Below are 26,662 nucleotides of genomic sequence, written 5' to 3'. Positions count from 1 at the left end.
CAGGTGCTTGCAGGAACAGCCGAAGTGTTTACTGTCACCGTTCCGGCGTGGCTCTTGGCGGCGCTGGCGTTCTTAGGAACTGTTTTGGGCGGCGCGATTTCCTTTGCCGTGAATCAGCTTCTTATCAAGGGCGCGGCGGACCGTGCGGCCAAGAAGCGCGAAAAGGAAGATGAACAACGCCGTGAACGGTATATTTTGCAGATGGACAGCCGCAAGGCTACATTCGACCTGCTATCCTGCATTTGTGCCGGCATTGAGCGGATGGAAACGGAAACTGGGCAGATTTACTGGAACGGAGAGCTGAAACGCTGTCTCTCCCATTTGGAAGGCGTGGGAGAACGGTACAGAGAATCAGACCAGCGGCAGCTTGCTGAACTGAATACTCGGAACAAATGACAACACCCCCGTCACCTGTCAGATGAAAAGTCGAAACAGGTGACGGGGGTGTTTTTTGCTTTTATGCAATAAAGAATCACAAAATTCGTGATAATCTAACAATCCCCTGATTTTTCCAGAAGAAAAGAATATCTTTTATTGTAAGGAGCGAGCGAGTATATGATTAGAATTTTACTGTCCAAGAAGCTAGGCGAGCTGAAATGGACGCAAGCAGATCTGGCACGCGCCACAGGCATTCGGCCGACTACAATCAGTGATTATTACAACGAAATCGCGGAGAGGATGAATCTGAATCATTTGGACCTCATCTGCGAAGCGCTGGATTGCGAACCAGACGAAATACTTGTACGTGTTCCAAATCCTGAGCCAAGGGTAAGGAATCGTACTGGCTTTGAGAAACCCGCGACGGAATCAAAAGTCGGTATATAAGGGAAAGGACGGCTTTCGGGCCGTCCTTTTTTCTGTTGCGTGACATTTGTATGAAACAAATGTATTATAATAATGTATATGGCAGTTGAATGGAGCATTTGATGGTCCGCCGGGGTGAATTTTGTGCTACCTTGAAAAAAGTACGGTTTTGTGGTATTCTTTATGTGACAAATGATTCATTCAAGTGTTATATAAAAGTAGGTGAGCCGATGGGAGAGAATAAGACGCCGCAGGAGTTGGACTTTGAGCGGAAGCATGAAGAGTATCTGCATCGGATTCAGAATCTTCGCCTTATTGACGATAACTTTATGACGAAGGTTTTTGAAGATAAGGAGTGTTCGGAGTTTCTGCTTCAGGTGATTTTAGACCGTGATGACCTGACAATCCGCGAAGTTCACAGTCAATACGGCTTGAATAATATTCAAGGTCGCTCGGCCCGCTTGGATATTCTGGCTGTTGATGAGCAGAATAAAGCCTATAACATTGAGATCCAGCGCAACGACCGCGGCGCAGAGGTCAGACGAGCTCGTTACAACAGCGGTTTGATGGATGCCAATATTACGGAGCCGGGTGATCGTTACGACCAGCTATATGAAACCTATGTGATATTTATTACTGAAAATGATATTTTGAAAGCCAATCTCCCGATTTATCATATCGAACGGACAATCCAAGAAACAGGAATGCCGTTCGGAGATGGAGCACATATCATCTATGTGAACTCTCAAATCAAGGATGATACCAAGCTGGGCCGTTTGATGCAGGATTTTACCTGCACAAACCCGGATGATATGAATTATCCGGTACTGGCGCAGCGGGTACGCTATTTCAAAGAGGACACGAAAGGAGTGGCAACTATGTGCAGAGCTTTTGAAGAAGTAAGAGAAGAAGCGCTTCGCGAGGGAGAGCGTAAAAAGGCATTGAAAAGCGCATTGGAAATGTTGGCAGATGGCGTTCCTTGTGACAAGGTTGCCAAGTATACGGGTCTGACGATTTCGGAAGTAGAAGAACTTGTTGGCAAAAAGCCCGCTTGAACAATGTGCTATCTGATTGCGAAAAATAAAAATGGGCATGGTTGCTATGCGTTGAAAACGACACATGGCAAGGCGCTCGTTGAATTGAAACGCGGACTTAATAAGACAGCAGCTCCAAAGGGAATCCAGCTGGTGACAATCAGCCGCCCGAATGCGTATGGCGAGTATGCGCCATACCGTTTTGTGCGGGATGAAACCGAATTCATACACGCAGTTCACGAATTGTGTAAGTGAGAGTGAAAACTATGTGCAGAGCTTTTGAAGAAGTGAGAGAAGAAGGCAAGCGTGAACAGGCGGTTGAGTCCACCCGCTCGATGTTGGCAGATGGTATGCCGTATGAAATCGTGGCAAAGTATACGAAGCTCTCTGTTGAAGAAGTCAAGGCATTTGACACGAAGCGGTCTGCCTGATGCCGTGACATCATTTTGACAGCAATTTTCGTTGTAGTCAAAAACACACAATGGACGGAGCGGAAAATACACTTCGCCAAACTGGGAAGCTGTACCTGTTACAACCAGAAAACAGCTTTCCAGAATCGAGCTCGAATAACGTTTCACAAAAATCAATCACAAGCCCCCGCCAGCAGGTGTTGGCGGGGGCTTGTGCATCCAGCGGGCCTTGATAAGTCGCGGCGTATGCTATGATTTTAGCAGTCATAATGTGTTCCGCTGCGACGTCCCGCCATTCAGCGCGGGCTGCGGATGGCCAATCGCCGCCGCAAGCCCGACCGGAAACGGCTCGGACGGCACAGCATGAGAAAGGGAGAGAAAAAACATGGCACAAACGATTCGAACCGCAGTCGAGCAGGATCTCGACGCCATTGCAGCGGTGGAGGCGGCCTGCTTCCCGGCGGCAGAGGCGGCGACCCGTGCAGAATTTGCCGAGCGGCTGCAGTATTATGGGGACCATTTCTGGCTCCTGTGGGAGGACGAAACACTCGCAGCCTTTGTGGACGGCATGGTCACGGACGCGGCAGACCTGACCGATGCAATGTACGCAGATGCCTCGCTCCACAACGAAAACGGTGCCTGGCAGATGATCTTTGGGGTAAACACGCTGCCGGAATACCGGCGGCGCGGCCTGGCTGGGCAATTGCTGGAAACGGCCATTGCAGCGGCAAAACAGCAGGGAAGAAAGGGCCTTGTGCTCACCTGCAAGGACAAACTGGTGCATTATTACGCCCGATTCGGCTTTGTGAACGAGGGCGTTTCCGGGTCTGCGCACGGCGGTGTGACATGGTATCAGATGCGGCTGACGTTCTGAATGCTATCAAATTCCGCTCCTTTTAGAACGGTCAAAAATGAATCTTTTTCTCTTCTGAAACGTCATGCGACTCCTCCCCAATGGGGGAAAACTGTGATATAATAATTCTGTTGTGCCCGGCTGCAAGCTGCAAAAGGCAGACCGGGGCAAATGGATTACAGAGGAGAACATTTTATCATGGAACGTGAGACCCTAAAATCGCGGCTGGGCTTCATTCTGCTTTCAGCGGGCTGTGCCATCGGCATTGGCAACGTGTGGAAGTTCCCTTATATTGCCGGTCAGGGCGGCGGCGGCGCGTTCGTGCTGTTCTACCTGATCTTCCTCATCATTCTGGGCCTGCCCATCATGACCATGGAGTTTGCGGTGGGCCGCGCTTCCCGCAAAAGCCCGGTGCGGGCCTATCAGGCACTGGAAAAGCCGGGCCAGAAGTGGCACATCCACGGCTACCTCACCCTCATTGGCTGCTATCTGCTCATGATGTTCTACACCACCGTGGCAGGCTGGATGCTGCACTATTTCTACATGACCGCCACCGGTAAGCTGGCAGGCCTGAACGCCGATCAGGTGGCTGGCAAGTTTACCGAAATGCTGGCAGACCCCGGCGTGATGACCTTCTGGATGGTGTTCGTGGTGGCACTGGGCATCTTTGTATGCGCCAAGGGCCTGCAGAACGGCCTTGAGCGCGTGACCAAGGTCATGATGATCGCCCTGCTGGTGATCATGGTGGTGCTGGCCGTCAACAGCCTGTTCATGCCCGGCGCAAAGGAAGGCCTGAGCTTCTTCCTCGTGCCCGACTTCGGGCGCATGAAAGAGGTGGGCGTGGTCAACACGCTGGTATCCGCCATGAATCAGGCCTTCTTTACCCTGAGCCTTGGCATTGGCGCAATGTCCATCTTTGGCAGCTACATCGGCAAGGAGCACTCCCTGCTGGGCGAGTCCGCCCGCATCGTGGTGCTGGATACCTTCGTGGCCATCACCGCCGGTCTCATCATCTTCCCGGCCTGCTTCACCTACGGTGTGGACCAGACCAGCGGCCCCAGCCTGATCTTCATTACCCTGCCCAACATCTTTGCCAACATGGCCATGGGCCGGTTGTGGGGCTCCCTGTTCTTCCTGTTCATGGCCTTTGCAGCGCTTTCCACCGTGCTGGCCGTGTTCGAGAACATCATCTGCTGCGGCATGGAGCTGACCGGCTGCAGCCGCAAGAAGTCCAGTCTGGTGAACCTGTTCCTCATCGCGGCGCTGTCCATGCCCTGCGTGCTGGGCTACAACGTGTGGGCATGGGACGGCTTTGCCGTGTTCGGCGGCGCTGTGCTGGATTTGGAGGACTTCCTCGTGAGCAACCTGTTCCTGCCGCTGGGCAGCTTGGTGTACCTGCTGTTCTGCGTTACCAAGTACGGCTGGGGCTGGGACAACTATAAAAAGGAAGTCAACACCGGCGAAGGCCCCAAGATGCAGGACTGGATGCGCGGCTATCTGACCTATGGTCTGCCGCTGATCGTTCTGTTCATCTTTGCCTTCGGCCTCTACGACAAATTCTTTGCGTAATGTACATTCGAAAGGGCGGACTCTTCGCATCGGGGAGCCCGCTTTTTTCAAAAGAAGGGGACACCGACCATGCACATGTTGATCTGTGATGACGACGCGCGGTTTGCCGCACGGGTGGAGTAGCTGGTCCGGGCCTGTCTCGGCCAGCGGGAGATCCCTGCGGAGATCGTGGTCTGCACCAGCGGCGAAGAAGCACTGGCCGTGCCGGATCTGGAACTGTATCAGGTGGCGCTGCTGGATGTGGATCTGGATACCATGAACGGCATCTCGCTGGGGCGTCAGCTGCGGGAGCGCAGCCCGGAGATCTGCCTGATCTACATCTCGGCCTATCTGGAATTTGCCCCGGAGGGCTACACAGTCCAGGCGTTCCGGTACATCCTCAAACGGGACATGGAACGGATGCTGCCCAGCTGCCTGGAGGCGCTCTTCCACGAAAAGATCGCCCGCAGCCGCAAGGTGCTGACCATCCGGCAGAACCGCACCAGCATCGAGTTGCCCTACGACAGCATCTACTGCCTGGAAAGCGACCTGCGCAAGGTCAATGTCTATGGGGATGTGCCGCATCAGCCGCTCTGCTCCTATTACGGCAAGCTGACCGATCTGCCGCAGGCGCTGTTCGAGAACGGCTTTCTGCGGGTGGGGCGGAGCGATGTGGTCAACATGCGCTACATCCGCCAGATCAGCGGGTACAAGGTCACGATGCGCAACGGGGTGGAACTGAGCGTCAGCCGGAACGGCTATGCGGCCATCCGGGAGACCTATCTGGAATGGAAGGGGCAGTTTGGCGATGAATGAGATATCCTGGCTCTTCATCGGGCACATGGTCTGCGTGTCGCAGTGGGCCGCCTTCCTGCTGGTGGATCGCGCTTACCTCGGCAAAGGGCGGGTGAAGCATGTCGGGTTCTGGAGCGTTGTTCTGGTGGCCGGGATGCTGGCGTTCAGTCTGATCTTCCAGATCGGCTTTTTCACGCTGGAGACCGTCTGGTACAATGTGGGCTATGTGCTGCTGTCCACCCTGCTGTTCGGCGGGACGCTGCCCCAGAAGCTGACCGCCGCCCTCATCAACGGCACCATGTGCCTGCTCTCCGAAAACACGGTCCGCTATGTGGTCTCCTGGGTGACCGGAACGTCGCTTCAGGTGGTCTGGCAGCGGCCCGGATGTCTGGTGACCATGACGCTCACGAACCTCATCGTGGGCGTGGTGGTGGCCTATTTCTCGCACCAGTGGAAGGATGAGCGGGCGCTCGAATCCCCGCAGGCGCTGGTGATGTCCTTTTTTCCCGGCATCGTCGTGGTGCTGAACGTGGTCCTGATGATCTCGGTGAAGGACGAACCCGCCGACTCCCTCATGGTGCTGCTGACGCTGGGCCTGACGGTGGCGGTGCTCCTCCACATGTACATCGTCCAGATGTTCAATCAGCAGATGGCCCGGCAGCAGGAGCTTCATGTGCAGACGGCGCTGGAGCGGGAGCGGGCCGAAGCGCTGATGGACTCCTACACCACCCAGCGCCGCCTGACCCACGAGTTCACCAACCACATCGAGGCGCTGACGCTCTTGCTGCAACAGGGCGAATACGAGGAAGCCAAAGCGTACCTTGCCACGGTCACAAAGATCATCGCGGCCCATACCACCATCATGGATACCCACAACCCGCTGCTGGATTCCATTCTGAGCAAAAAATACGAGGAGGCCACCCGCAAGGGGGTCATGCTCTACTTTGACCTGCCCGACCTGCGGGCGATCCCACTCGAAAAGACCGACCTTGTGATGGTCGTCTCCAACCTGCTCAACAACGCCATCGACGCCGCAGCCCAGGCCGACCCGCCGGAAGTCTATTTCCGGATGCGGAAAACGGAGGAGGAACTGCTGCTGTCCGTTCGCAACCGGGTCCGGGAGGATCTGGACCTGCCGGACGATCAGCTCCCGCGCAGCACCAAAAAGGAGCCGGGCCACGGCATCGGCCTGTGGAATGTGACGGATGTGCTCCGCAAGTATCAGGGAGAGTACGCCATCAGCTGCCGGGACAAATGGTTCCGGTTCACCTGTTCGGTGCCGGTGCACAGAATATGACATCTTCCCCCGCAGAATATGACATTTTGCGTGAAAATTGCGTGAATATTTGCTATAATCTGGGCAGGAATAAGGCAGAGAGCCAAGAACGGCGCATTGCGGCCGGGGAGCGATCCGGAAGCGCGGAACGGGTTCATGCGGCACCGCAGAGCGTGTGGCGGTGCAGGCGGCCTTGTCTGGTAAAAGTCCTGACGAAGCTCTTGATGGTGATCGGGGGATTGCTGTTCATAGAGACTCTTCCAAATGCTGCTTCTTCCGGCATCGTTGTGTGGGAACGGGATGTCGGAGCAGAGAGGCAGCAGCGATGAGAGCTTCGGATGGGACTTTTTTGTTTGAGATCAGGCCGGAGCCCTTGTCAAAGAAGCTCCGGTCTTTTATAATGGAAAAAATGGCTTTGCCAGAAACAAGAAAGAAGGAACCTGATATGGATCTGCCGGAAAAGAAACAGCGCTGGGTCTTTCATGCGGATGCTCTGCCCCAGCCCGCAGGCGCGGGGGTCACCCGCCGGGTGCTGGCCTATACCGATGGCCTGATGTGTGTAGAAAACACGTTTGAAACGGGTGCGGTGGGAGCACTGCACCACCACCCGCACACCCAGATCACTTATGTGGTGTCGGGAGCGTTCGCGTTCACCGTGGACGGTGTGACCAGAACGGTCCACGCCGGGGACACCATCTTGAAAGAAGACGGTGTCGAGCATGGCTGTGTCTGCACCGAAGCGGGCATCCTGCTGGATATCTTCACCCCGATGCGGGAGGAGTTCGTCAAGTGAAACAGTTTGGAGCTTTTTGTAACCGTAGCAGCAAAAAGGCAGTGCGCCGCGTGGGGCGCACTGCCTTTTGAGTTTGTGCCGATTGTTCCGGTTATTCCGGCTTTACCTGCAGCTCCTGCTCGCAGTAGATGCAGCGGTATTTGCCGTTGGAGCTCAGCTCAAAGATCTGGTCGCACTCTTCCTCAATGGAGGAGATGCAGCGGGGGTTCTTGCACCGCACGATGTTGACCAGACGCTTGGGGGGCTGGGGCTTCTCCTTCTTGACCGCCTTGCCATCCTGGATGATGGTCACGCTGATGCCCGGGTCAAGGTAGGCCAGCACATCCAGGTTCAGCCAGGAAGCATCGCCCTCCACCTTGATGATGTCCTTGCGGCCGCTGGCGGTCTTGTTGCTGCGTGCATTCTGGATCAGCGCCACGCTGGCGGTGCGGTTGCCCGCAATGCCCAGCAGGTCCATCAGGCCAATGGCGGTGCCTGCCTTGATGTGGTCGATCACGATTCCGTTCTGAATTTCATCGATGTTCAGCATATCAGTTCTCCTCCTTAGGTGCCTTGGGGTCGCGCAGGCCCAGCAGGGTCATGATCAGTGCCATACGCACATACACGCCGTTCTGCACCTGCTCAAAGTAGGCGGCGCGGGGATCGTCGTCCACGTCCAGTGCGATCTCGTTGACGCGGGGCAGGGGATGCAGCACAGCCATATCCGGCTTTGCAAGGTCCATCTTTTCCTTGGTGAGGATGTAGCTGTTCTTCAGGCGGATGTAGTCCTCCTCGTTGAAGAAGCGCTCCTTCTGCACGCGGGTCATGTACAGGATGTCCAGCTCCGACATGGATTCCTCCAGACTGCGGGTCTCCTGGTAGGGGATGCCGTTGGCCTCCAGCACGTCCTTTACGATGTAGTCCGGCACGCGCAGCTCTTCCGGGCTGATAAGCACGAACCGGATGTTCTTGCAGCGGGCCATGGTCTTGATGAGGGAGTGCACGGTGCGGCCGAATTTCAGGTCGCCGCACAGGCCGATGGTCAGGTCATCCAGCCGTCCCATGCGGCGGCGGATGGTCATGAGGTCTGTCAGGGTCTGGGTGGGGTGCTGGTGGCCGCCGTCGCCCGCGTTGATCACCGGGATGCGGGAGTAGCGGGAAGCGCGCAGCGGTGCGCCCTCTTTGGGGTGGCGCATGGCCACGATGTCCGCATAGCAGGACACCACGCGGATGGTGTCGGCAACGCTTTCGCCCTTGCTTGCGCTGGACACGTTCTCACTGGGAAAGCCCAGCACATGGCCGCCAAGGTTCAGCATGGCTGCCTCAAAGGAGAGGCGGGTGCGGGTGGAAGGCTCGTAGAACAGGGTAGCCAGCTTTTTGTGGGCCGCGACGTCCTGGTAAGCAGCCGGGTCGCTGCGGATGCGGTCAGCCAGGTCCAGCAGGGAAGTGATCTCTTCCGGGCTGAGATCCAACGGGTCGATCAGATGTCGCATGGATTTTTACCTCCGTCAAAGTAATTTTCGCAGAATGGAAAAATCAAAGAAGTTCGTGTAGTAGCTCAGCGAACGCATCACCGGGCGGCACAAACGATTGAAACACACTTCGTCCAGCAGCAGCATGGCCTCGCCCGGAGCAAGGCGCATGGCGGAGCGGATGGCATCGTCGCCGCAGCTTGCCTTCAGGTGGGCGACGTTGGAGGAGATCTGCTGGTGGCACTCCCGTTCCAGAATATCGAACACGCCGCCGGTCAGGTCGATGCGGGTGTAGTCTCTGGCACCGAACAGTGCTCTGGGCAGGTAGTCGATGGAGTAGATCACCGGGGTGGTGTCGGCCAGAATGCGCTTTTTAATGCAGATCACGTCGTCGCCCGGCTCAATTTCCAGATCGCGGGCCAGCTCTTCACCGGCACGGATGGGAAATACCTGAATGCCGTCGGCGTGGGGGTAGCTGCCAAAGCTGCGGATCAGCGGGTAGTATTCCAGCTTCTGGTCCAGCCGGCTGCGCAGGCTCAGCACAGCGCGGTTCACCACCGTGCCAATGCCGCGCACGCGCTCCACATAGCCTGCGCGCTCCATCTCGCTCAAAGCATCGCGGATGACGGTGCGGCTGACGCTGAGCTGTGCAGCCAGATCGACCTCTGCAGGCAGACGGTCTGCGTCGGCGTAGCGCCCGGTGCGCAGTTCCTCCAGCAGGGCCGACACAATGCGGTCGCTGATGACGGCCCCGCCCAGGCGGATAGACGAAGAGCTGGAATCTTTCATAGGTTGTATCCTCCGGTTCACGGGCGGGAAGCTCCCGCCTGGACTTTCCGAAAAACTGCCCGGCAACCCCAAAGTTTTACTGGACAAATTTTCTTGTATTCATTATAACATAAGATGAGATGATTTCAAACGGCAATTCTACTGGAATCCGGAAGAAAGTATGATTTTATTTTGGAGGGTCTTGGAAATGGAACTTCTGCTGAACAAAGTGTGCGGTCAGCCCGCCGCACTTCTCGTTGCGGTGCGTCGGTGCGGCCCGGCGGACGCCGCCGCGTTTTACGCGCTGCAAAACGAGGTGCGCGCCGCCATGCCGGACCCGGAGCAGTTCGTGCCGGACACGCTGGAAAACATCACGGCCTATCTTGCACACGACCTGTGCCTGGGCGTGTTCGATGGAGAGCGGCTGGGGGCTTATTTCATCCTGCGGTACTGTGGGCAGAGCGAACACAACTATGCGGCCTTTTTGGGCATCCCGCAGGCCGAGTGGGAGCACTGGGCCAATGCGGACAGCGCTGTTGTCCACCCGGACTGGCGGGGCAACGGCTTGCAGCGGAAGCTGCTGGAAGCCGCCCTGCCGCTTCTGCGGCCCGGCATCGTGGGCATCGGGGCCACCGTCAGCCCGGAAAATCAGTACAGCTTAAACAACGCGCTCGCCTGCGGCTTCACCATTGCGGCCCGCCGGGAGATGTACGGCGGCTATGACCGGTATCTGCTCGAAAAAAGGATATGAAAAAGCAGGGCTGTTGCTTTACTCCTTCCGACATCGCTTACGCGATGCCACCTCCCTCAATGAGGGAGGCTTTTAGGCCCCCTCCCAGAGGGGGCTGGCACGGCGAATGCCGTGACTGGAGGAGTACGCAACAGCCCTGTTTTTTTGAGTTTAAGCCGCGATCTTTGCCGGCTGCCCTGCGTTGTTCATTTTGTGCCGCACCACCAGCAGGCAGGCCAGGTGCACGGCAGCCGTCAGCACCCAGCTGATGGGGTAGCTGATGTACAGCATGAACGGTGTGCGGTTCAGCTGGAAGATGGTGGCGATCCACACCAGCCGCAGCAGGCAGCTGCCCACAAGGCTCACCACCATGGGCAGCACGCTGTAGCCAAGGCCGCGCAGGCTGCTGGCCAGCGTATCCATGATGCCGCAGAGGAAGTAGCTGGTGCAGATGACCTTCATCCGGGCCAGACCGGCGGCGACGACCGTTTCATCGGTGGAATAGAAGTGGAGCAACCCCTCACCGGCAAGGTAGGCACCGCCGCCCAGCACGATGCCGACCACCACGGCGCAGAGCAGGCAGTTCCGCATGACGCGGTCGAGGTTGTCATACCGGCGGGCACCCACGTTCTGGCTGGTGAAGGTGACTGCGGCCTGGGCAAAGGCGTTCATGCCGGTGTAGATGAAGCCCTCGATGTTGGCAGCGGCCGAGTTGCCCGCCACGATCGTGGAGCCGAAGGAATTGACCGCCGACTGGATGACCACGTTGGACAGGCTGAACACGGTGCTCTGCAGACCGGCAGGCAGGCCGATCTTCAGGATCTGAATCAGCGCACCTTTGTGGAAGCCCAGATGCCGTAGGTCGAGGTGAAGGGGGCCTTCTTCTTTCATGAGCAGGACGGTGACCATGAGGGCAGAGACCGTCTGACTGATGATGGTAGCCAGCGCCACGCCTGCCACGCTCATGGAAAAGGCAATGACGAACACAAGGTTCAGCACCACGTTGATGATGCCGGCTGCTGCCAGACAGTACAGCGGGCGCTTGGTGTCGCCCACGGCGCGCAACAGCGCACTGCTGAAGTTGTACAGCATGGTCATGGGCATTCCGATGAAGTAGATCTTCAGATACAGCGTCGAAAGGTCAATGACGTCTTCCGGGCAGGACATCAGTTCCAGCAGGCCGCGTGCTGCGAAAAAGCCGACAAAGGCCAGCAGCACACCGCTGACGAGGCTCAGCGTGACAGAAGTCTGAACGGTGTTCTGCACCCCGCGCTCGTCTTTTGCACCAAAGCAGCGGGCCGCCACCACGTTTGCGCCCAGCGAAAGCCCTACGAACAGGTTCACCAGCAGGTTGATGAGGGAGCCGTTGGAGCCGACGGCCGCCAGTGCGGTGCTGCCCGCAAAGCGGCCCACGACCACTACGTCCGCAGCGTTGAACAGCAGCTGCAGAATGCTGGAAGCTGCCAGCGGGATGGAAAACAGGATGATCTTTTGCAGCATCGGGCCGCTGGTCAGATCGCCCGTCCGGGTCAGTTGTGCCATGAATCGCTTCCTCCTTGCATCAGGCTGGGATTAAAAATTCGTTGTTTGTCATCAGAAAGCGCCGCCTTCCGGAGAGGACGGCACAATTTCTTATTATAGTCCCTGAAAACGTAAATTACAAGGAAAATTTGGATAAAATCGAGCCGAAAGGCTGCGTTTCCGGTGCGGACGGCTCAGCTCCGGATGAGCCGCCAGTGCTCCGGCGCGTTGTAGTCGGTGGTGAAGCCGTCGTCGGTGTACATCCGGTAGGCAGCAGAGCCTCCGTCCGGGAGATAACTCCACAGGGTCAGCTGCGTGTCGTCCAGCTGGGCGATGTTGTCGGCCGGTGCTGCCACCGGCACGATGCAGCCGGGCCGGAGGAAGAGCAGCACCTCATCCAGCGCACAGCGCAGGTAGTGGTGCCCGGCGGGGAGGACTTCCTCGTCGTAGTCGTCCACGCTGCGCAGGCGGAGCATCTTCATGGGCTCCGGCAGATAGACCATCCGGCCATGGGCATTCTGGGTGTAGATGGGCGCGGCCATCAGCCCTTCGCCCAGCAGCAGCTGGTCCTGCACCTCGCGGGCATCCGGGTCAGCGGGGTAATCAAAGGCCAGCGGGCGGAAGTAGGAGCCATTTTCAAGCGCGGCCTTCATGAATTCGCTGTACAGGTATGGCAGCAGGGCGTAGCGCAGGTGCAGCATCCGGCGGATGGCGGGCAGCATCTCCGGGAAGCGGTAGTATTCCTGCATCCGGGAGCCGTCGGTGGCGTGGTTGCGCATCAGCGGCGTGAACAGGCCGAACTCCAGCCAGCGCAGGGCAAGGTCCGGCGTGGTGTCAGAGCTGAAGCCGCACAGGTCGGCACCGGTATAAAGAAAGCCGCACAGCTGCACGTTGGGCATCATCTGGATATTGGCCAGAAGCTGTGCCCATGTGGAAGCGTTGTCACCCAGCCAGATGCCGCCGTAGCGGTGCGAACCGATCACGCTGGAACGGCTGTACAGCAGCATCCGCTTTTCCGGGTGCTGTTTTGCGAAAGCTTCGCCCGCTGCGCGGGTCATATTGCCGCCGTAGAGGTTGTGCACCCTGTCATGGCGCACCCGCTGGCCGTTCACATCGTGGTAGAAGCTGGCGTAATCCTCGGGGGCGTTCATCAGGCCCAGCGCGCCGCCCACGACCTGGCTGAAAAATTCCTCCTGCTCGATGTTGTCCTTTTCGCGCAGAGCGGCCATGGAGTCCAGAAAGGCCCGGAGCCGGTCCGGCGTGTAGAAGAGGGACGGTTCGTTCATATCGTTCCAGAAGCCCTCGATGCCGCAGTCGGTCAGTGCCTTGTACTGCCGGCCGAACCACTCCCGCACCTCCGGGCGCAGGAAGTCCGCAAAGTAAGCCTTGCCGGGCCACACCGCCGCCACAAAGGGGGTGCCGTCGGCCTTTTTGCAGAAGTAGCCTTTTTCCAGCCCCTCTTTGCAGGTCGCGTCGGCATCGTCGATGCGCACACCCGCATCGATGATGGGCACCAGCCGGATGCCCTCCGCCTTCAGCTCATCGGAGAGCTTTTTCAGGTCGGGGAAACGCTCCCGGTTGACGGTAAAATCCGCGTAGTCCTGCATGTAATCGATGTCCATGCAGATCATATCCAGCGGCAGATCGTTCTCTTTGTACTGGCGGGCCACCTCCCGCACGTCCTCAGCGGTCTTGTAGCCAAAGCGGCTCTGTGCCAGACCAAAGGCCCACTTGGGCGGGATATAGCTGCGGCCGATGAGGGCACGGAACTCTTTGCAGAGCGCGTTCTCGTCCCCGCCGGAGAGGACGTATAGCTCGTAGTCCGGCTCCTCGGTGTGGAAGCACAGCGTGTCGTGCCGGGTGTAGCCGATGTCATAATGGACTTTTCCGGGGAAATCCACAAAGAGGCCGAAGCAGTCCTCCCCGTTCCGGATGAGCAGAAAATTGTGCGCACCATAGTAGGAAAGCTTATCCTCGCTGTGGCGGGCTTCATCGGTGTTGTTGGTCACGTAGTGCCAGCCGCGCTTGTTGATGCCGCGGGGCATTTCGCCCAGGCCATAGACGACGCAGTCTTCCTGCATCCGATACGTCCAGCCTTCGGCGGCCGGGGTCAGAAAGGGGACGCTGCCTCCGCAGAGGGGGAGCACCTGCTCGACGCTCCCGGTGGGGATGGGATGACCGAAAGAAAATCTCTGGATCATGATGGGACCCTCCTTTATGATAAAAAACGCACGACGTCATTCCAATGGTATGATACGGCAGAACACCGCCCGAAACAAGGGGGAAAACCGGCTGAAAAATGCAACAAAACCGGCGTTTGCCCGGCGGCGCGCTGCCCATACTCCGGATGCGGGTGTTCCGGAAAACCTTGCGCGATGAATTGAAAAATGTCGGAGAGCTTGGTATACTAGAACCGTTCCATCCACACCAATGAATAAGGGAGAGAAAGTTCTATGTATCGTAACGGCATCAAGCGGCTGCTGGCGGTGGTGCTGTCGCTGTGCGGCATGATCGTGTTATCGCCGCTGCTGCTCATCCTCTGCATCGCCATCAAGGTGGATTCGCCGGGCCCCATCCTGTTCAAACAGAAGCGGGTGGGCATCCACAAACGGCATTTCAACATCCTCAAATTCCGCACCATGCGCATCGACACGCCCCACGATATGCCCACCCATCTGCTGCACGACCCGGACCAGTATATCACCCGCATGGGTCATTTCCTGCGCAAGACCAGTCTGGACGAGCTGCCCCAGCTGTGGAATATCTTTGTAGGTGATATGGCGGTCATCGGCCCGCGGCCTGCTTTGTGGAACCAGTATGATCTGCTGGCAGAGCGCGACAAGTACCATGCAAACGATGTGCGCCCGGGCCTGACCGGCTGGGCACAGATCCACGGCCGCGACGAGCTGGAAATTGCCGAGAAGGCCAAGCTGGACGGCTGGTATGTGGAGCATCTGAGTTTTGGCTGGATGTGAAATGCTTCTTCGGCACCATTGCCGCGGTGCTTAAGCACGACGGCGTGGTGGAGGGCGGCACCGGCACTCTGCACGAAAAGAAAAAAGGATAAGGGACAGCGCAAAGCGTGAATGAAGAGGCCGCAGCGGGGAGAAGTTGCGGACGAAGATGGGGGTTTTGGGTTGATTTCTCCCACAAAAAGGCTATAATAAAAAAGTACACAAGAATACGAAGGAGGATTTCCATGAACCGCACCTACATCAACGAGGTACAAAAGGAAATTGGCAATACGGTCAAGGTGCAGGGCTTTATCGAGAACCTGCGCAACAGCAAGTATATGGCCTTTATCGTGCTGAAGGATATTACCGGCAAGCTGCAGATCACGGTGGAAAAGGAAGATCACCCCGATCTGGTGGATACCATCGATCAGCTCACCCCGGATTCCGTCATCACCGTCACCGGCAAGGTGGTGGAGAACGACTACGTCAAGATGGGCGGCGTGGAGATGATCCCCGAGAGCATCGAGATCGAGAGCATCGCCAACGCTCTGCCCATCGTCCGCAAGGAGATCGCAGCCACCAAGAAAAAGAAGGCTGTGGAGCGCTCCAGCATCGACCAGCGCATCGATTACCGCTGGATCGACCTGCGCACCGACGAGAACCAGCTCATGTTCAAGGCACAGAGCTGCTTTGTGAACGCCATGCGCAAGTTCCTGCTGGACCGTAACTTCATCGAGATCCACACCCCAAAGCTGATCGCTGCTGCCAGCGAGAGCGGCTCTGAGGTGTTCAAGGTGGACTACTTTGACCGCAACGCCTATCTGGCACAGAGCCCTCAGTTCTACAAGCAGATGGCCATGGCTGCAGGCTTTGAGCGCATCTTCGAGACCAGCCCTGTGTTCCGCGCCGAGAAGAGCTACACCAACAAGCACTCCACCGAGTTCTCCGGCTTCGATCTGGAGTTCAGCTACATCACTTCCTATAAAGACGTGATGAAGATGGAAGAAGAGCTGCTGACTGCCGGTCTGCAGGCTGTCAAGGACAACTACGGCGACCAGATCAAGGAGATGTTCGGGCAGGAAGTGATCGTTCCCACCACTCCGTTCCCGGTGGTCAAGCTGGCAGACCTGTACAAGGGTCTGGAAGAAGAGTTCGGCTACACCGTCGATGAGAGCGAGAAGGGCGACCTGACCACCGAGGCCGAGCGCCTGAGCTATGAGTGGGTGAAGAAGCATTACGGCCACGAGTTCCTCTTCATCACCGATTATTCCGCCGAGAAGCGTGCGTTCTACCACATGCGCGACGAGAACGGTGTGCCCCAGGGCTACGACCTGATCTGGCGTGGTGTTGAGATCACCACCGGTGCCCAGCGCGAGCACCGCTACGAGGTGCTGAAGAAGCAGGCCGAGGAAAAGGGTCTGGCCGATGATGTCAAGTTCTATCTGGAGTTCTTCCAGTACGGCTGCCCGCCCCACGGCGGTTTCGGTCTGGGCATCGACCGCCTGACCATGCTGCTGTGCGGCCTGACCATCAAGGACGCCGAGTTCCTGTTCCGCGGCCCCAACCGTCTGACTCCGTGATTTCGGGGACGCTATCATGAACGCCGCAGAACATTATACCACCCGCTACCTCGAACCGAAGGATCTGGACCAGTACAACGCGTTGCTGCGGTATACTTTTCAGGTCACGGAAGAGGAACTGACCGCCACCGGCTGGAAGGACGATGAGATCAAGCAGTCCAAGTTCCCGGTGCTGGAGCGCGCCGATGTGCTGGGCTGCTTCGATGGCGAAGACCTCATCTCGCAGTTTGCGGTCTACCCGCTGAAGATGAACATCTACGATACGGTGTACCATGTCGGCTTTGTCACCAGCGTCTGCACCTACCCGGAGTACACCGGGCAGGGCATCATGAAAAAGCTGATGATCCAGGGCCTGACCCAGATGCACGAGGAGGGAAAATCCTTCGCGCTGCTCTACCCGTATTCCATCCCGCTGTACCATCATCTGGGGTGGGAGATCGTCTCCAACAAGATCTCGTTCAACATCAAGGACCGGCAGATCCCCACCAAGGTCAAAGCGCCCGGCTACGTCCGCCGCGTCTCCTGGGACAACACCGAGTTCCATGAGCTGCACTCCCACTTTGCGTCCATCACCCATGGGTGCCTGTTCCGCAACAGCCTCGCGTGGGAGGAATATTGGCGCTGGGATGAGGACGACACCAATGTGGCCGTCTATTACAACGTCAAGGATAAGCCTTGCGGCTACATGGTCTACCTCATCAAGAACGACATCATGCACATCAAGGAAATGGTCTATCTGAACCGCGAGGCGCAGAAAGGCCTGTGGGAGTACATCCACGCCCACGATTCCATGATCGACGAGGTGCACGGCAGCACCTATTTCAGCGAACCCATCGCCTTTGAGATGGACGATGGCGACATCAAAGAGAGCATCCGCCCCTATGCCATGGGCCGCATCATCGACGTGGAAGATTTCCTCGCCGATTATCCCTGCGACCCGGACGGCGGCACCCTGACCATCGCGCTGGAAATCGAGGACAAGCTCCTCCCGTGGAACGACCGCACCTTCACGGTGAAGTTCGAAAACGGCGAATGCACCCAGACGCGGGAACCGCCGGAGCATCATCTCAAAATGGGCATCGGCACCCTTTCCACCCTGCTGCTGGGCTATAAGACGGCAGAACGTCTGTATGAGCTGGAGCGCATCGAGGGCAGGGAAGAGGCCGTTGAGCGTCTGGACGATGTGCTCTTCCACAAGATCCCGTACATCTCGGATTACATCTGATCGAACCATAAAAACCCTCTCCGTCATTGCTTCGCAATGCCGCCCCGCCCAAAGGGCGGGGTCTGGTGCTGTATGTTACGGCATCAAAAAGCTCCCCCTTTCGGGGGAGCAGGCATGCGTCAGCGTGGCGGAGAGGGTTTTTTTATTCGCTCAAAGGAGCGTCGGCACCACTTCGGCCAGCTTTTCAGCCAGCTGTGCGTGGCCCTTGCGGGTCAGGTGCATGAAGTCCACCTTGTTGAACTCGCACCCCTCTGCATCGAGGAAATGCACGTGGTTGCGTGCGGCGATCATCTGGAACTGCGCGGCCACCCCACGGGACTTCTCCACGCAGCCGTCGCCCATGACTTCGTCGTGGAAGCCCTCCTTGATGCGGGGCGGTGCCACGATGAGGATGTTGGGCTGCTTGGTGCCCCAGCAGTCCACGCTCTTGGCTTTGAGGATCAGCCGCTCCATGCCCGCAGCGATGCAGGCGGCGTTGGCACCAAAGCGCTCCTTGACATCGTTCGTGCCCAGCATGATGATGAGCAGGTCGATGACCTCATGACTCTTGAGCAGGGCATAGATGACGCTGAGGGCATCCATGGATTCGTGGATAGGGTCTTCGAAAACGGTCGTCCGGCCGGACAGGCCCTCTTCGGTGACGAGGTACTGGCTGCCCAGTGCGGTCTGCAAACGGCAGGTCCAGCGCTCCTCTTCATTGAAGCGGATGCCGTGGTCGGCGCAGTCGTTCGGGTCGGCACAGTAGCCGTGGGTGTTGGAATCGCCTAGGCAGAGAATGTGAGTTTTCATCGCAAATACACTCCTTTTTGAGTTATCGTTCCGGATGGCTCTGGCGGAAATAGTAGATGGCGCCCACCATACCGGCATCGTTGTGCAGCTGAGCGGCGCGCACTTCCAGCCCCTCTGCAAAGGCGGGCATGACCGATGCTTTCACCTTTGCGGCAATGGGTTCGATCAGCAGTTTCTGCTGCGCGCTCACGCCGCCGCCGATCAGAATGAGCTGCGGGTTGAAGATGTGCACCATGCCTGCAAGGCCCTGTGCAATCTCGTCCGTCCAGTGGTCCAGCAGGGCAAGAACTGTCTCGTTGCCTGCCTGCGCGGCGGCGAAGATCGCGCGGCCGTTCGTCCAGGCGGGGTCTTTCTCCTGCGCAGCACGGACGAGTGCAGTGGTGGCAGCGTAGCGTTCCCAGCAGCCCGCAGCTCCGCAGGTGCACGACACACCATCGAGCGCGTGGAGCCGGTAGTGGCCCAGCTCACCGCCCAGACCACGGGCACCTTCCAGCAGGCGGCCCCCGGTCAGGATGCCGCCGCCCACGCCGGTGCCAAGGGTCACACCGATCACGTCCGTATAGCCCTGTGCAGCGCCGACCCACACTTCACCCAGTGTCATGCAGTTGGCGTCGTTGGCCACTGTGACGGGCAGGCCGAACAGCGATTCGAGTTCCGCTTTGATGGGGGAGCCGATGTAGTGGGGCAGATTGCCGCAGGTGCCGACGACCGTTCCGGCGCGGCTGTCGATCTGACCGGTGGCCGAAACGCCCACGCCGACAAGGGCGGCAGGGGAGAGGTTCTGCGCTTCCACAAAGGCTTTGGCTGCCTTGCACACCGTGGTCAGGATGGGCGTTTCGTAGCCGTCAAAGCTGACGCTCTCCTCGGCTTTGGCCAGCACGGCACCGGTCTCATCCACGATGCCCAGCTTGACGGCTGTGCCGCCGATATCAATGCCAAAATACTGTTTTGTCTTCATAAAAACGTCTCCGCGTCAGTGGTTCATGGCGTTGATGGCACCGGTAAAGCGGGCCGTGATCTCTGCCGGGCGGGTGATGGCACCGCCCACCACCAGTGCGAATGCACCAGCTTCCAGCGCCTTGACCGCCTGCTCCGGGTAGTGGATGTGGCCCTCGGCAATGACCTTTGCCGGGCACTCTGCGGCCAGCTTATGGACAAAATCAAAGTCGATATCGTCAATGCCCTTGGTCTCCGGGGTGTAGCCGCGCATGGTGGTGCCCACAAAGTCGGCACCGGCTTCGGCGCAGGCCATGGCGTTCTCAAAGTTGTCGCAGTCGGCCATCACCAGCTGGTCGGGATACTTTGCCTTGATGGTGCGGATGAACTGGGCGGAGGTGGAGCCGTCCGGGCGAAGGGCACCGGTGCCCTGCACGGCAAGAATGTCCACGCCGCACTCCACCAGCTCGTCCACTTCCTTCATGGTAACGGTGATGTACATGGGCGTGCCGGGGTAGTCCTTTTTGATGATGCCGATGACCGGCAGATCCACCACCTGCTTGATCTGGGTAATGTCGCGCACGGTGTTGGCACGGATGCCCACAGCACCGCTCATGGCGGCGGCTTTTGCCATCAGCGGCATCACGCCGCCTTCTTTCGTGTACAGGGGCTCCGTCTCCAGTGCCTGACAGGAGACGATCAGACCGCCCTTGATCTGAGCAAACAGCTTTTCCTTATCCATGGTATTTATCCTCCATTCTGATCTTTACGACTGCTTTGCGCACATTCCTGCAATCGGGCTGTGCAACGCCGGGTTTGTGCAGCTCGCCGGGGAAGAAGAGCACGAACCGCCCGCCGCCCAGGGTGCCGAACACGGCGTCCGGGCTGTCCTGAAAGCCGATGTCCGGGGCATAGGGCTTCACTTCGGTGCCGGGTGCGGTCTCGTAGCCCCAGCCCTCGCTGCCGGTCAGGTCGATCTGCAAATCGGCGTAGATGCGGTGGTATTCCGGGTGCGAGCCTTCGTTGGGGTGGAGTTCGGCATCCATCACGTTGATGAACACCGTGTCGCCGTCCACTTCGGTGCGGCCCAGCGGCAGGGTGTTCAGGTCGCAGGCCATCAGGAAGGTGATGGCCGTGTCGAGGTTCTTGTGGAAGCCCTGATACAGGGTCAGGTGCTCCAGAGTATCGCAGATCATAAGGTCCCTCCATCAAAAAGAGCGCCGACCCTCTCCCCTCAGAAACGAGACGGAAGAGGGGGCGCTTTTTCAGTTTACAGATTTACAGTTTCGCAATGGCAGCTTCGATCATGGCCTGTGCTTCGGCCACGATGGCTTCATCTTCCGGGATCAGGCCGGGCATCGGCTCACGCACGCCGCCCAGCTCCAGACCGTACATCCGGCGCAGGATCTCCTTCTGCACGGCGTACAGGTTGCCGTGGGCTTCGCACATCTTGTAGATGATGCGGTCGGCATCGTACTGGATGGCGCGGGCGGCTTCGATCTCGCCCTTGTTGATGTGGTCGTTCATGGCCAGATACAGCTCGGGCATGACGGCGTAGGTGCCGCCGATGCCGCCGTCTGCGCCGATCACGCGGCCGGAAACAAACTGCTCATCGGGACCGTTGAATACCACAAAGTTCCCCTCGCCGCGGGCGGCGATGCCGGCATCCTTGAACATCTGGATGTCCTGGGTGGGCATGGAGCTGTTCTTCACAGCCACTACATTGGGGTTCTTGAGCATTTCCTTCAGCAGGCTCATGGTCAGGCCGGTGCCTGCCAGCTGCGGGATGTTGTAGATGACGAACTCGGTGTTGGGAGCAGCAGCGGACATATCGTTCCAGTATTTTGCAATGGCGTACTCCGGCAGGTGGAAGTAGATGGGAGGAATGGATGCAATGGCATCCACGCCCACGCTCTCGGCATGGCGGGCCAGCTCCACGCTGTCGGCGGTATTGTTGCAGCCGACATGCGCAATGACGGTCAGCTTGCCCTTGGCTTCGCTCATCACGGCTTCCAGAACGGCCTTGCGCTCATCCACGTGCTGGTAGATGCACTCGCCGGAGGAACCGCCTACATACACGCCCTTGACGCCTTTGGCGATCAGATGGCGGGTAAGGGCCTTGACGCCCTCGGTGGAAATGTTGCCCTCTGCGTCGTAGCAGGCGTAAAAGGCGGGGATGACACCCTGATATTTTTTGATATCTTTCATGTTCCAAACCCTTCTTTAAAAATAGTAATAAATACAGATGAAATGGTTTTGCATCAAGCTCGTACGCTTTCTGTTCCCGGGCAGCGGCATCAGCGCCCTCTTGCGGTGCCCTGCATCCGCTTCGGCCCTTGGGCGGGCCTTGCGTCTTGCAGACCGCTGCGCCAAAAATCCCTCCCTGTTTCCGCCGCAGGCGGCGGTCGGGATTTTAGCCCTTAACAGCACCCATAGCGATGCCCTTGGTAAAGTACTTCTGGAAAATGAGGAAGATGATGATGATAGGTACAGCAGCCAGTGCGGCACCTGCCATGATCAGGCCAAAGTCGGTGCTGTTCTCCGCCTGCAGCTTTGCAATGCCCAGCGAGATGGTCAGGTTGCTGGTGCTGGACAGCATGATCAACTGCATGAAGTAGTCGTTCCAGCTGTTGATGAAGGTGAAGATGGCCAGTGCGCCGATGCCCGGCTTGACCATGGGCAGCACGATGTCGATAAAGGTCTTGGCCTCGCTTGCACCGTCGATGCGGGCTGCTTCCAGCATCTCAGTGGGGATGCCCTCACTGAACTGCTTCATCAGGAACACACCAAAGGGCCAGCCCACGATGGGGAAGATGACGGCCCAGATGGTGTTGTACAGGTTCAGGCTGCTCATTTCGCGCAGCAGGGGGATCAGAATGACCTGCTTGGGCAGAGCCATTGCACACACGATGAGAGTGAACAGCAGCTTGCGGCCTACAAAGCGCTTTTTTGCCAGTGCATAGCCGGCCATGGCGGCTGTGATGCAGGTGAGGATCATGGACATGACGGCCATGAACACGGTGTTGATCATCCAGCGGATGGCAGCGGGAGCGGTGGGGCCTACCGAGAAGTAGATGGGCTCGCCGTTAGCGCTGAACTTGGAGCCAAAGGGCACAGCCAGCTGCCACAGCGGGGCGCTCTTGCCGGAAAACAGCTTCTGGTAGTTGGTCAGCACCCACTGGCTGGGCCACCATTCCGGGGTGGTGGCGTTGATGGCGGCACCGGTCTTGAAGGAACCGGTGATGATCCAGTACAGCGGGAAGGCGAACAGCACCGCAACGATGCTGATGAGGATCAGCGTCAGGATCATGTAGGCGCTCATTCTCTTGAGCTTGCTGGGGTGACGCTTCAACGGTTTTTGCTTTTTTGCAGCGGCATTTGCACTCATTGTCCGGCACCTCCTTTAATTATCCTGGTTGCCCAGCTTGAACTGGACAGCCGACAGAATGGCGATGATGACTGCCAGCACCACACCCATTGCGTTGCCGTAGCCGTAGCGGTACAGCTTGAAGGCGGTGTAGTAGATGTAGTACATGATGGTATCGGTGCTGTGGTTGGGGCCGCCGGAAGTCAGCAGCTGGATCAGCGCAAAGCACTGGAAGGAGTTGATGGTGGTAATGACCAGAATGTACAGGGTGGTGGGCATGATGGCGGGCCACTTGATCTTCCAGAAGCACTGGAAATCGGTGGCACCGTCCACTTCTGCGGCTTCCACGATGGACTGGTCCACATTGCCCAGAGCGGAAACGTACAGCACGATGGGCTGGCCCACAGAGGTGGTGAGCAGGATCAGGATGATGCAGCCCAGAGCAAAGCGCTCATCGCCCAGCCAGTTGATGTTCTTGTCAATGAGGCCCAGAGTCTTGCCCAGATAGTTGAAGATGCCATAGTAGTTGTTGTACATCCACTTCCACACCACGGTAACAGCCACAGAGCCGGTGACCACGGGCAGGTAGAACACGCAACGGAAAAGGCTGGTAGCCCACTCGGGCAGGTCTACGATGGCAGAGGAGACCCACAGCGAGAAGGCGCAGGTCACGGGCACGGACACCACCACGATGATGAAGGTGTTCTTTAAGGCACCCAGAAAGATGGGGTCTGTGAACAGTTCCTTATAGTTTGCAAGGCCCACAAAGATATCGGCACGGTTCATGGTGGAATCGAAGAAGCTGGTCACCACGCACAGCACCATGGGGTAAATGACGAAGCCCAGAAAGAAGATCAGGCTGGGCAGCAGGAAGCAATAGGAAGCGAAGGTCTCGCGCCGTACCAGCGCACTGCTGCGCTTAGGCTCTTTGATCGCCGTTTTTGCAGCCAAGAGGATCACCGTTCCTTTCGGTTATGATTTTTTTTTACAAATAAAGCCCCTCCCTCGTCGGGATCTTCGAGGAAGGGGCGAAGCGTCAATAATTATCTGCCCCCGGCAGAGTGGATGGGCTTATGCCTGTGCGGCAGCGTTTGCGTTGTCCACAAAGGTCTTGACGGCAGTCTCGACATCTTCACCGGAGCCGACGCGCTGCAGCATGTTCCACCACTCGGTACGTGCGGTTGCCCAGCCCGGAGTGATCTGGTAGTAGTCGCCCAGATAAGCCATGAACTTGCTGTACTCGCTCATGATCTCGTTGTCGGCGTAGATATCGCCCACGCTGGTGCGGACCGGGAAGTAGGTGGAAGCCAGCACACTGTCCTTGACCTGATCGGGGTCGGCAGCGATGAAGTCGATGAAGGTCCTGGCTGCTTCGATCTTGGCCTCGTCGCCGTTATCAAAGATGCCGAAGCCCCAGATGCCGCCGCACAGCTTCGGGTCGCCGCTGTCGGTGGGAAAGGCCATGGGGAAGATCTCGTCGCCATCGTTGGTCAGACCGGCGTCGTTGTTGTCGCTGTTGGCCTGCTGTGCAATGTTCCAGCAGAAAGCCATCTGCAGGGTGCCGTTGCGGAACAGGGTGATCTCGTCGCCGCCTGCGATGGAAGCGTCAAAGTTGATGCCCTTGGTGTCGTGCAGGGTCTGGATCGCCTTGATGTTCTCGGCGGAGTCGGCAGTGTACTTGGTGTGGGCTGCATCGGTAAAGGTGCCGCCGTACATGTTGTTGATGATGGCGCGGGTGCCCTGGTCGCCGCCCTGACCTGCGCAGTAGATGGCTGCAACGTTCTCGTAACCGCCGTTGTACAGGGCATCAACGGTCTTCAGGAAGCCGTCAGTGCTCCAGGTATGCTTGTCGGTATCAATGTACTGGTCAGCGCCTACTTCCTTGACCTTGGTCATGTTCACGGCCATGCAGTGTGCGGTCATGCACAGGGGATACTCGTAGTAGTTGCCGGCAGTGTCCTTGCAGGCGGACTCAACGGACTCGTAAATGTCCTTCTTGGCATCGTCGGTCCACAGGTCGTTCAGCGGAGCCATAACGCCCTTTGCGCCCCAGTTTGCAACCAGACGCTCAGGACCTTCCATGATCAGATCAGGTGCGCTGCCACCCTCGATAGCGGTGTTCACCTGATCGTCGCCGTTGGTGTAGTCCAGATACTCCACAGTGACCTTGATGTCAGGATACTTTGCGTTGAAGCTGGAAACCAGACCCTGAACGGTCTCGTCATTGCCCCAGCCGCCGATGGGGTATGTCCACAGCTTGATGCTTGCACCGGCAGAGGCGGTGCTGGAAGCAGCTGCGGAAGAGGCGGTCGAAGACGCTGCGGTGCTGGAAGAAGAGGAACCGCCGCATGCGGCCAGAGCGCCGGCTGCGCCCAGAATGCCAGCGGCCTTCAGGAAGGAGCGACGAGAGATACAGTTTTTCATAACGAAATTCTCCTTGCATATCATATGTTTGCGGCTTATCGTGTCGAGCCGCTGTTGTTGCCTTTATTATAGAAAAATATTTTCATTTTGTCTATCTATGTAATACACAATTTTGAAAAAACTTTCTTGTGAACAACTACCAAATCAAGCGAAGAGAACGACTCTTTTTCAGAAACAGCGGGATTTTTGGTGATTGTAGCCATTTTGTAACCATTGCAAAAACACGGATTTTACATAGCCTGAAAAAAGTTTTCGAAGACAAAAGGGGCGTTTTTGTCTGATTTTGAAAAGAATTTTCGGAAATAAGTCGCACTTTCAGGCTGAAATTGGACGCTCTGCACAGAAAACGGCGGTGATTTGTGGTGAAAGCCGCTCTTGCCAAGGAGGAAAGATTCTTTTATACTTTCATTAAGAAAGAGTCCCGGCAAAGGCGTCACAGCGCCGTGTGCGGCGGAGCAGACGCAGATGCCGGGGAAAAAGTAGGAGAGAAAGCTGACATGTCTACTAATTTCTGGGAGCTGCTGCACCAGCGGCAGGACGAGCTGACCAAATCTGGGCGGATGGTGGCGGATTACCTCATCCACCATGCCGACGAGGCGCAGTATCTTTCGATCTCGTCGCTGGCGCGGGAGTGCAAGGTGGCCGAGGCGACCGTTTTCCGCTTCTGCCGGGCGCTGGGGTTTGAGGGCTATCATGAAATGCGCATTGCGCTGGCGCAGGCCAATGCGACCGCTTCGCTCATCAATCAGCAGGAGCCAGAACCGGGCACGACCACCGACAAGCTCTGTGAGCATGCGAGCGCGTTGTTCATCACGGCCATCAATGGCACCCAGAGCGCCCTTTCACCGGATGCGGTGGACAAGGCCGTGGATCTGCTGCGGGCAGCAAGGCAGGTGTTCTGCTTGGGGCAGGGCGGCAGCATGCTGCTGGCCAATGATATCTGTGCCCGCTTTTCCAGCCTGTCCAACAAGTTCCGCACGGCAGGAGACAGCCACTTGCAGCTTCTCTCCGCCAGCCTGATGACGCCGGAGGACGTCGTGCTCTTCGTCTCCTATTCGGGCGCGACCCGCGACATGATGGAGACCCTGCGTACCGCAAAGGCATCCGGTGCAAAGATCGTCCTGCTGACCCACTACGAGGACTCGCCGGGCGCTGCGCTGGCGGACGTGGTGCTGCTCTGCGGCGCACAGGAAAGCCCGCTGGATTCCGGCAGCATCCCCATCAAGGTGTCGGTGCTCTACGTGGCTGAGGTGCTGCTGCTCCGCTACATGCTGGATGACCCCCAGCAGGCCAACGATGCCCAGGACCGCACGAGCGAGGCCGTGGCCATCAAGCTGCTCTAATAAAAAGGAAACCCTCTCCGTCAGCCTTGTGCGCTGGGAGAGGGTTCTATTTTTGCGTTTT

Annotated in this window: 27 protein-coding genes and 1 pseudogene; 15 read left to right on the top strand and 13 right to left on the bottom strand. The window is 57.8% G+C overall.

Annotation, left to right across the window (positions count from 1 at the left end):
* The first annotated feature begins 3 nt into the window (after positions 1 to 3).
* From ACNQFG_RS11610 to ACNQFG_RS11565, 10 genes are all read left to right on the top strand, one after another.
* Complete coding sequence (locus ACNQFG_RS11610) at positions 4 to 396, top strand: hypothetical protein (RefSeq protein ID WP_423405027.1); 393 nt, start codon at positions 4 to 6, stop codon at positions 394 to 396.
* Positions 397 to 555: 159 nt separating this feature from the next.
* Entirely contained in the window at positions 556 to 825 is a 270-nt protein-coding gene (locus ACNQFG_RS11605) for a helix-turn-helix domain-containing protein (protein WP_022257300.1), read from the top strand.
* 89 nt (positions 826 to 914) lie between these two features.
* Positions 915 to 1,859, top strand: coding sequence for a PD-(D/E)XK nuclease family transposase (locus ACNQFG_RS11600; protein ID WP_423405026.1), 945 nt, complete (start codon positions 915 to 917; stop codon positions 1,857 to 1,859).
* Between the two features lie 3 nt (positions 1,860 to 1,862).
* Complete coding sequence (locus ACNQFG_RS11595; protein ID WP_423405025.1) at positions 1,863 to 2,093, top strand: DUF6718 family protein; 231 nt, start codon at positions 1,863 to 1,865, stop codon at positions 2,091 to 2,093.
* Positions 2,090 to 2,269, top strand: coding sequence for a hypothetical protein (locus tag ACNQFG_RS11590; RefSeq protein WP_423405024.1), 180 nt, complete (start codon positions 2,090 to 2,092; stop codon positions 2,267 to 2,269). The genes ACNQFG_RS11595 and ACNQFG_RS11590 overlap by 4 nt, the downstream gene beginning before the upstream one ends.
* Before the next feature lie 364 nt (positions 2,270 to 2,633).
* The gene (locus tag ACNQFG_RS11585) at positions 2,634 to 3,122 is read left to right on the top strand and encodes a GNAT family N-acetyltransferase (protein ID WP_423405023.1); all 489 of its coding nucleotides are present in this window, start codon (positions 2,634 to 2,636) and stop codon (positions 3,120 to 3,122) included.
* A gap of 177 nt (positions 3,123 to 3,299) precedes the next feature.
* Positions 3,300 to 4,670 (top strand): sodium-dependent transporter, encoded by a 1,371-nt coding sequence (locus tag ACNQFG_RS11580; RefSeq protein WP_423406587.1) that lies wholly within the window; start codon positions 3,300 to 3,302, stop codon positions 4,668 to 4,670.
* Between the two features lie 123 nt (positions 4,671 to 4,793).
* Complete coding sequence (locus ACNQFG_RS11575; RefSeq protein WP_423406586.1) at positions 4,794 to 5,465, top strand: LytR/AlgR family response regulator transcription factor; 672 nt, start codon at positions 4,794 to 4,796, stop codon at positions 5,463 to 5,465.
* Entirely contained in the window at positions 5,458 to 6,741 is a 1,284-nt protein-coding gene (locus tag ACNQFG_RS11570; protein WP_423405022.1) for a sensor histidine kinase, read from the top strand. The genes ACNQFG_RS11575 and ACNQFG_RS11570 overlap by 8 nt, the downstream gene beginning before the upstream one ends.
* Before the next feature lie 424 nt (positions 6,742 to 7,165).
* Positions 7,166 to 7,513, top strand: a complete 348-nt coding sequence (locus tag ACNQFG_RS11565; protein WP_423405021.1) for a cupin domain-containing protein — start codon at positions 7,166 to 7,168, stop codon at positions 7,511 to 7,513.
* A gap of 91 nt (positions 7,514 to 7,604) precedes the next feature.
* On the opposite strand, the gene ACNQFG_RS11560 is transcribed toward ACNQFG_RS11565, so the two are convergent.
* The 3 genes from ACNQFG_RS11560 to ACNQFG_RS11550 are packed head-to-tail and all read right to left on the bottom strand — an operon-like array spanning position 7,605 to position 9,753.
* Positions 7,605 to 8,042 (bottom strand): aspartate carbamoyltransferase regulatory subunit, encoded by a 438-nt coding sequence (locus ACNQFG_RS11560; RefSeq protein WP_423405020.1) that lies wholly within the window; start codon positions 8,040 to 8,042, stop codon positions 7,605 to 7,607.
* A gap of 1 nt (position 8,043) precedes the next feature.
* Positions 8,044 to 8,985 (bottom strand): aspartate carbamoyltransferase, encoded by a 942-nt coding sequence (gene pyrB, locus ACNQFG_RS11555; RefSeq protein WP_423405019.1) that lies wholly within the window; start codon positions 8,983 to 8,985, stop codon positions 8,044 to 8,046.
* Positions 8,986 to 9,000: 15 nt separating this feature from the next.
* Complete coding sequence (locus ACNQFG_RS11550; protein WP_423405018.1) at positions 9,001 to 9,753, bottom strand: GntR family transcriptional regulator; 753 nt, start codon at positions 9,751 to 9,753, stop codon at positions 9,001 to 9,003.
* A 187-nt stretch (positions 9,754 to 9,940) separates the two neighbouring features.
* Here ACNQFG_RS11550 and ACNQFG_RS11545 point away from each other — a divergent pair, with 187 nt between their 5' ends.
* Positions 9,941 to 10,483 carry a GNAT family N-acetyltransferase gene (locus ACNQFG_RS11545; RefSeq protein ID WP_423405017.1) on the top strand — a complete coding sequence of 181 codons (543 nt, stop codon included), beginning with the start codon at positions 9,941 to 9,943 and terminating at the stop codon, positions 10,481 to 10,483.
* A 150-nt stretch (positions 10,484 to 10,633) separates the two neighbouring features.
* On the opposite strand, the gene ACNQFG_RS11540 is transcribed toward ACNQFG_RS11545, so the two are convergent.
* Together ACNQFG_RS11540 and ACNQFG_RS11535 are read right to left on the bottom strand one after the other, a co-directional pair.
* Positions 10,634 to 12,004 carry an MATE family efflux transporter gene (locus ACNQFG_RS11540; protein ID WP_423405016.1) on the bottom strand — a complete coding sequence of 457 codons (1,371 nt, stop codon included), beginning with the start codon at positions 12,002 to 12,004 and terminating at the stop codon, positions 10,634 to 10,636.
* A gap of 173 nt (positions 12,005 to 12,177) precedes the next feature.
* Positions 12,178 to 14,184 (bottom strand): TIM-barrel domain-containing protein, encoded by a 2,007-nt coding sequence (locus ACNQFG_RS11535; RefSeq protein WP_423405015.1) that lies wholly within the window; start codon positions 14,182 to 14,184, stop codon positions 12,178 to 12,180.
* Positions 14,185 to 14,436: 252 nt separating this feature from the next.
* Between ACNQFG_RS11535 and ACNQFG_RS11530 the strand changes: the two are divergent.
* The 3 genes and pseudogenes from ACNQFG_RS11530 (at position 14,437) to ACNQFG_RS11520 (ending at position 17,742) form a co-directional block, all read left to right on the top strand.
* Positions 14,437 to 15,050: pseudogene (locus ACNQFG_RS11530) on the top strand (sugar transferase).
* Positions 15,051 to 15,182: 132 nt separating this feature from the next.
* Positions 15,183 to 16,517: an aspartate--tRNA(Asn) ligase gene (gene aspS / locus ACNQFG_RS11525; protein WP_423405014.1), complete on the top strand. Its 1,335-nt coding sequence runs from the start codon at positions 15,183 to 15,185 to the stop codon at positions 16,515 to 16,517.
* A 16-nt stretch (positions 16,518 to 16,533) separates the two neighbouring features.
* On the top strand, positions 16,534 to 17,742 hold the full coding sequence (locus ACNQFG_RS11520; RefSeq protein ID WP_423405013.1) for a GNAT family N-acetyltransferase: 1,209 nt from the start codon (positions 16,534 to 16,536) through the stop codon (positions 17,740 to 17,742).
* Positions 17,743 to 17,892: 150 nt separating this feature from the next.
* On the opposite strand, the gene ACNQFG_RS11515 is transcribed toward ACNQFG_RS11520, so the two are convergent.
* From ACNQFG_RS11515 to ACNQFG_RS11480, 8 genes are all read right to left on the bottom strand, one after another.
* Positions 17,893 to 18,531, bottom strand: a complete 639-nt coding sequence (locus ACNQFG_RS11515; protein WP_423405012.1) for a GDSL-type esterase/lipase family protein — start codon at positions 18,529 to 18,531, stop codon at positions 17,893 to 17,895.
* Between the two features lie 22 nt (positions 18,532 to 18,553).
* Positions 18,554 to 19,489, bottom strand: a complete 936-nt coding sequence (locus ACNQFG_RS11510) for an ROK family protein (RefSeq protein WP_423405011.1) — start codon at positions 19,487 to 19,489, stop codon at positions 18,554 to 18,556.
* A gap of 15 nt (positions 19,490 to 19,504) precedes the next feature.
* A complete protein-coding gene (locus tag ACNQFG_RS11505; RefSeq protein WP_423405010.1) occupies positions 19,505 to 20,209 on the bottom strand; it encodes an N-acetylmannosamine-6-phosphate 2-epimerase in 705 nt (234 codons plus the stop codon).
* A complete protein-coding gene (locus tag ACNQFG_RS11500; protein WP_097792077.1) occupies positions 20,202 to 20,663 on the bottom strand; it encodes a YhcH/YjgK/YiaL family protein in 462 nt (153 codons plus the stop codon). The genes ACNQFG_RS11505 and ACNQFG_RS11500 overlap by 8 nt, the downstream gene beginning before the upstream one ends.
* A gap of 82 nt (positions 20,664 to 20,745) precedes the next feature.
* A complete protein-coding gene (locus tag ACNQFG_RS11495) occupies positions 20,746 to 21,675 on the bottom strand; it encodes a dihydrodipicolinate synthase family protein (protein ID WP_207698363.1) in 930 nt (309 codons plus the stop codon).
* 205 nt (positions 21,676 to 21,880) lie between these two features.
* Entirely contained in the window at positions 21,881 to 22,855 is a 975-nt protein-coding gene (locus tag ACNQFG_RS11490; RefSeq protein WP_005944590.1) for a carbohydrate ABC transporter permease, read from the bottom strand.
* A gap of 15 nt (positions 22,856 to 22,870) precedes the next feature.
* Complete coding sequence (locus ACNQFG_RS11485; protein ID WP_005944588.1) at positions 22,871 to 23,794, bottom strand: carbohydrate ABC transporter permease; 924 nt, start codon at positions 23,792 to 23,794, stop codon at positions 22,871 to 22,873.
* Positions 23,795 to 23,905: 111 nt separating this feature from the next.
* On the bottom strand, positions 23,906 to 25,258 hold the full coding sequence (locus tag ACNQFG_RS11480; RefSeq protein ID WP_423405009.1) for an extracellular solute-binding protein: 1,353 nt from the start codon (positions 25,256 to 25,258) through the stop codon (positions 23,906 to 23,908).
* Between the two features lie 497 nt (positions 25,259 to 25,755).
* Here ACNQFG_RS11480 and ACNQFG_RS11475 point away from each other — a divergent pair, with 497 nt between their 5' ends.
* Positions 25,756 to 26,601 carry a MurR/RpiR family transcriptional regulator gene (locus ACNQFG_RS11475; RefSeq protein ID WP_423405008.1) on the top strand — a complete coding sequence of 282 codons (846 nt, stop codon included), beginning with the start codon at positions 25,756 to 25,758 and terminating at the stop codon, positions 26,599 to 26,601.
* Positions 26,602 to 26,662: the final 61 nt, after the last annotated feature.

Source organism: Faecalibacterium prausnitzii (assembly GCF_049532945.1).
GTDB classification, from domain to species: Bacteria; Bacillota; Clostridia; order Oscillospirales; family Ruminococcaceae; genus Faecalibacterium; species Faecalibacterium prausnitzii_N.
The sequence above is the reverse complement of the archived record's forward strand: the minus strand, read 5'-3'. Positions and strand labels throughout refer to the sequence as shown.